1 protein-coding gene is annotated in these 6,017 nt (G+C 25.7%); it reads right to left on the bottom strand.

Annotation, left to right across the window (positions count from 1 at the left end; all coding sequences use genetic code 11):
- Positions 1–1,136 precede the first annotated feature (1,136 nt).
- Positions 1,137–1,493: a hypothetical protein gene (locus tag DMG62_00435; GenBank protein PYY24973.1), complete on the bottom strand. Its 357-nt coding sequence runs from the start codon at positions 1,491–1,493 to the stop codon at positions 1,137–1,139.
- Between the last annotated feature and the right edge of the window lie 4,524 nt (positions 1,494–6,017).

Raw genomic sequence — 6,017 nt, 5'->3', positions numbered from 1 at the left:
ATTACGAAGAAAGATTTATGCCTTTTTCCTCATCATTAAGGTCATGAAACAATCAAATCAAAAAATACGCTCGTCTTCAAGAGCGTCTCCGACGATATATAATGATAAATGTAACTAGACATTTTTTATTTTTATCTTTTAACAAATTTATATATTAGAAACTTTCTCAATTTTTTGATAATTTATCATTCAATAACTTTCCAATAACTATTATCTCTTGTTTATTTTATTTTTATATGAAATTTCATAGTATTTTAGTATAAAAAATTGTTTTTAAATATCTAAATAAAACTTTTAACAATAATGAAATGTTTGAAAAACTATAATTCCAAACTTTTATATGTGTATAAGCTATCGTGATGATATGAATAAATGCTATCGTAGTTTCGAATTGGTATGCTCTTTACTGAATTATCATCAGAATCATCCGGCTCCAAAAAGGCACGTTTTCTATCAACATAATTAGTGACTAGTTATTAAATTTCGAATAACATGTATGCATTTATTAACATTACAACTATTCTGGTATTCAATTTCAATTTCTAAATAAATGAGTCAAACCAGCTTTATTCTTCCAGCTTTTTAATAAATTTCCAAATTGCAAATATAAGGGTTAATGAAATATTCAATACCCGCTATGAAGACTTTATATAGCTATAATACTAAGTGATTCTATGAACTGGAAATCGTTGCAACAATTGCACATTTCTCCAAATTATTTCGTAATTCTTTGCATTTCATATTTTAATTCATTTATAAGTTTTTTGTTGGTTCATTTAAATATTTTAAAAATACTTTATTATTATTAGTGATAAATTATAATTAATGCAAAGTTTTTTTTTTTATCATTTATAATTTGAATAATATAAGTTGTCCGTTCAATTATATTTTAAATCAATATATCAATATTATAAAGTATTATAATATTATGCAAGCTTTTATTAACTAATTTTTTTAATATATAAAATCATAATTGAAGCTGGTACTAATATTTTTGTGATAAGTATTCAATTGTTTTCATTTTGATTGGACGATTCTTTAACAAGATTTATTACTGAAGAAAACTGTGAACAGAGCATTCAAAGAAGAATTTAATTAAATATTTATTTTAATAAATAAAATATAATAACATATTTTTATAATAAGGATAAAATAAAATTGATAATAAAGAAAAATACAAATTCTTTGAAAAGATATTTTTTAAAAATATTTTCTTCAGTACTATGACGAATTGACATAGTAATATCAGTTTTTTGAAAAAATAAAATTTCAAAAATATCGTCAAATTCATAATCATATGCCATACGTAATAAATGACTAAATAAAAGGAAGAATTTTTTTATATCAATTGAATCATTTTTATGTTTTTCTTTCAATTCATCCATAGCATTGAAAATTCTTATATCTTCTATGTCATATTTATTATTCCCACCTTCTCCGCTCATTTCTAATAAAGTTTCAATTCCTGTGTCTAACATTTCTTTATTTAACATAATATTTTTAGTATCTTTTTCATAACAATAATAGCATTTAATTGTTTCTTCAAATTTAATACTACTAATATCGTAAAATAAATTGGATTGACGATTACAAACGAAACATCTATTCATAGATGTTATTTTTTGACAATAAAAACAATCACATTTGTTTTCGTTGATTTCAATTTTTATATTTAAATTTTTGATATTACATAATTTTATGTTAATTTGTTCGTCTGTTATCTCAACTGGAGTTTCATTATAATTTCGTTTAATTTCTTTAAAATTACGTTTGATTCTTTCGTTTCTAACGATTGATTGAAAATATTCGCTTCTTAATCGTTCGTATTGGTATTTTAATTCTTCCATGATACGTATACTTATCAAGTGGAAGAAAAAATTTTTTTTTTATTTATTAAAAAAAAAAAAAATTAATACAAATAAGGACATATTGTTTTGTAGTGTGTAACAAAAAAAACTGGAATTAAAAAATTAGATCATACCAAATAATATTGTCAATTATCTAAGTAACAAACACATTTTGAAAATAATAAGAATCTTTTTATATATAAAAAAATTCAGATATAAAGTTTCACAAATAATGCAACATTATATTATAACAGGTATAATTATTTAATATATTGATATCATAATATTCAAATATTTTATTTTTTAAAAAATCAATTTATTAATATTGTTATTGCAATAGTTTTAAATAATCTTTGATTTAAAATATTAAAAATAAATAATTTTATGATTACAGTTTCTCTATATGAAACACAAAATTGGCATTCTAAATGTGCTTTTTATGAATAAGTAAAGTTGTAGAACTGATAATGATACATATAATACTAAATTTATAGAGTTATATGATTAGCCGTTAAGTCATACGCCCAATTTTTGTACTAAATTTTAACAATTTTTTAAAACAGTTTCTCTATATGTAACCTAAAATCAGCATTATTTACTCTACTTTTTGTTTCTAAGTAAAGTTATAGATCCAATAAAATTATGTATAAATATGGGTTAGCAGGTTCTTATAATTAATAGTTATAGATAAGATTAAAAAAGTTTGGAAAAGTCAGATAAGTCTTGTGTTATGCAATCAAATGCTTTTTATCTAATATTAATAAGATTTTTCAAATAATTCGCGAAAGGTTATTAAACATCATATTGATTCTATAAGAAAACTGAATATCCCAAACTGTTTTGATACATATATATCCAAATTCTACTAAATAATTTACTGTATAATTAGTATTCCGTTTAACTGAAAGTCTGAAATAGTTGCTTTCAGACTGCTTTGAATTATAAAAGTCTTCACGCGTTTAGAATCTTATTCAAGGAAGATTCATTAATTAATAAATATAATTAATACTCTGTTTAACTGATACAGAAAAATTTAGAATCATATTCAAAAGAAGATTCATTAAATAATTTATAAAATTATACTCTGTTTAACTGATACAGAAAAATTTAGAATCTCATTCCAAAGAAGATTCATTAAACAATATATAAAATTTATACTCAGTTTAATAGATACAGGAAATTTAGAAACTTAATCAAAAGAAGTTTCATGATTAATATTCAGTTCATAACGATAAGGTATTATTAAAATATAAAATATTCAGATTTATGCTATTCATGAATGATAATAGCGTATTATTTTCGTTTTCACGTGAATAAATTGATCATTTTCCGAAATTACCCGATGAGAAAAATACTTTTACACGCTGATTTTTGTAGTGGGCGGGAAATGAGATACGTGCACCAAAATGAGAGAACATGTAGAACAGGAAAATTAATTTTGAGCATGAATCTGCGTTGGTTAAGGAGTTATCCTCGTTATAAGTTGAACTTCGAGAAAATACAATAAAATCTGGTGTTGATACGGCTGGTTTGCTTTATGCAATTTTACACGGCATGTTGCCAATGGCACACCATTATGATCCTAAGGATAAATATATAACTAATTGCATATTCGCTGGCTTATCCTTCTTTGCCATTGTCTTCTCGATATTTAGTCTTGCCAAATAATTTTCCATTTTAGTATTTTATGTAATATTTTGTATTTATATATATATACAGTATATTGTAAGTTTCTTTAAAAAACAATGTAATTTCGCTACGGTTAAACAAGCGATCTGCTTTTTCAGCAAGCTTAAAGGCCTTTGTCTTTGCTTTTTGGAGCATTGATTTACTTGAGATTATTGAGCGTAATTTAGCCTTATAACTTTCACAGATTTCAATACGGTCTTCTGATGTTAGATGTGAACACACATTTGCTAAATACTTGAGGCAACCAAAGTGAGACCAGTCATAAGAAGTAAGCGCACTTAGAATGTTCATCTATAAGAAAAGTCAAAGCAGTTTAGTTTGTCTATATGAAATATGATGAGTAAAAAATAATAATAAGAAAACGGAAATGGGTATTGACAAATAGATTTCTGGAACAGAGTATGTCACACAAAACTAACTGAGAGGATTACAGAAGCTGTAATGAGTCCCAGCAGGTGTGCGAGGCCCTCTTCCCAAGCATCGGCTGCAGGGGTCCATATAAATGGGTGGTTCGCATACAGGTGTAGGAATCCATATAATCCAATATACTGGAACAGAGTATGTCACACGAAACTAACTAAGAGGATTACAAAACTGTAATGGGTCCTAGCAGGTGTGCGAGGCCCTCTGTTAAAGCATCGGCTGCAGGGGTCCATATAATGGGTGGGCCTTGATTAAAAACTCTACAGCACAATTTACTTGATTTTGTGCAAATTTAAGATCATTAATACACCAATCATTTTTGAATTGACGAATTATTTATGAATTATTTGTTTCCCGACCAAGTAATCGACTTATTATGTGTGTGGGCCTGTAATATCTTCGCCTTTGAATAACTTTCCAAGCGCCACTTATAATAGTTAATGAAAGACTCAATATGGTTAAATAACTAAAATTAATCACTTTATCCAAAAATAAACTCTATTGATTTAAAATTTAAATTAATATTTTAAAATTTTAAATTCAAAATAAAAAAAAATGAATTTACACATCTTAATAATTACGTTTGTAATATTTCCAGTAAAAAGACTAGCCAACCCCATGAAAAATTAAATTATGTGATTTATCAGAAAACGCAACATTAAAATTCAACCCAAAAATTTGTAAATTTGATTCCAATATTTCTAAAGCTCCGAGATCACTTCCTGCTAATATTGTAAGTATTACAAAACCTAGTTTATTTTTTTTTTTTTAGCTCTTAACTATTCATAGATATCTTTTTTTTGTTCTTCAGAGGTTTCTTTTTGTTCTTTTATAAGTTCATTAAGAATAATTTTAATTGCAAATCCTAAATTTACAATGAATGGGACTATCACAAATGCAAAACTTGAAGGAAAAAATTTTGCCATTGTAAATATTTTGATATTTTTTTAAATTTAATTTAGTTCAGAATACGATTACCTTATAGCAATAAACGTATTACTGATTCTATTTGCGTCTACGCCAGCAAAAAGAATGTCTGTCACAAACTTTGAAATAATGAAACCACCTTCATAGATTGCAAAATGGTTTGTCTAAATTTATAAGATATATTAACATTTGATATTTTTTTTAATTAATAATTTACTATTATTTACCTCATCCTTATTTTCATCATTTTGTTCATGTTCACAACATCGACAAAGTATAGATAAGGTAACTATCAATCTTTCAAATAAGTAATCTTTTATATTTTTTCCACTATTAATTATAGAATGCTGACACATGCAAATGTAACTGGTAAAAATCCTGATAAAATACAGTAATATACAAACTTGTAAAAATAATTATATAGTTTATGAATTTGAACTTATTTAAACATTTAATTCCTTGTCACATAAGTTTTTCTTCTTTGATTAATTAGTTTTCTTTAAATAAATGAGCTTTTTTATATTTCCGTATTTATTACTTCAATTCACATTCTGAGCAATATCCGTCAGGACTTTTTCTCTCCGAACGACAATTACAATATGAATAATTACAATTAATACAGAAATTGCAAATAACATTTTAAGGCATTATGTTAATTTCTGTATGCCCATTTTAGTATACGGATTGTCGATCACGAAATCGAAGAATTTCCGAAATTTACCTGGTTGACGATTTCAAACAAGGATTACTCGACAACCAACAACCATTCCAATTCAAATTGGTATATCTTATAGCACGTACATCGAAGAATATAATACATAATTTTCAGAGTAATTCACTATGTACGATTTTATGTAATTTCATTAAAGAGTCAACATACCAAATTTTATCGAATTTTCGAAGTTCAACTTTTAACGAGGATATCTCCGAAAATGGAATTGTGAATGATGGAAATTTGTTGGGTAGCACCAGTGTGTAAAATTCATGTGCACAATGTGCACGTGTGCACAATTTTTTTTTAGTGTGCACAATTTTCTAAATTGGATGTGCACGTGTGCACACCAAAAAATTTTTCATAGTGCACAAATGTGCACAATTTTGTGCACAAAAAAAATTTATATAGTGCACAAT

This window comes from Acidobacteriota bacterium (assembly GCA_003225175.1).
In the GTDB taxonomy this organism is placed as follows: domain Bacteria; phylum Acidobacteriota; class Terriglobia; order Terriglobales; family Acidobacteriaceae; genus Gp1-AA112.
Note: the sequence above shows the minus strand (reverse complement) of the source record. Positions and strands in the feature narration are given on the sequence as shown.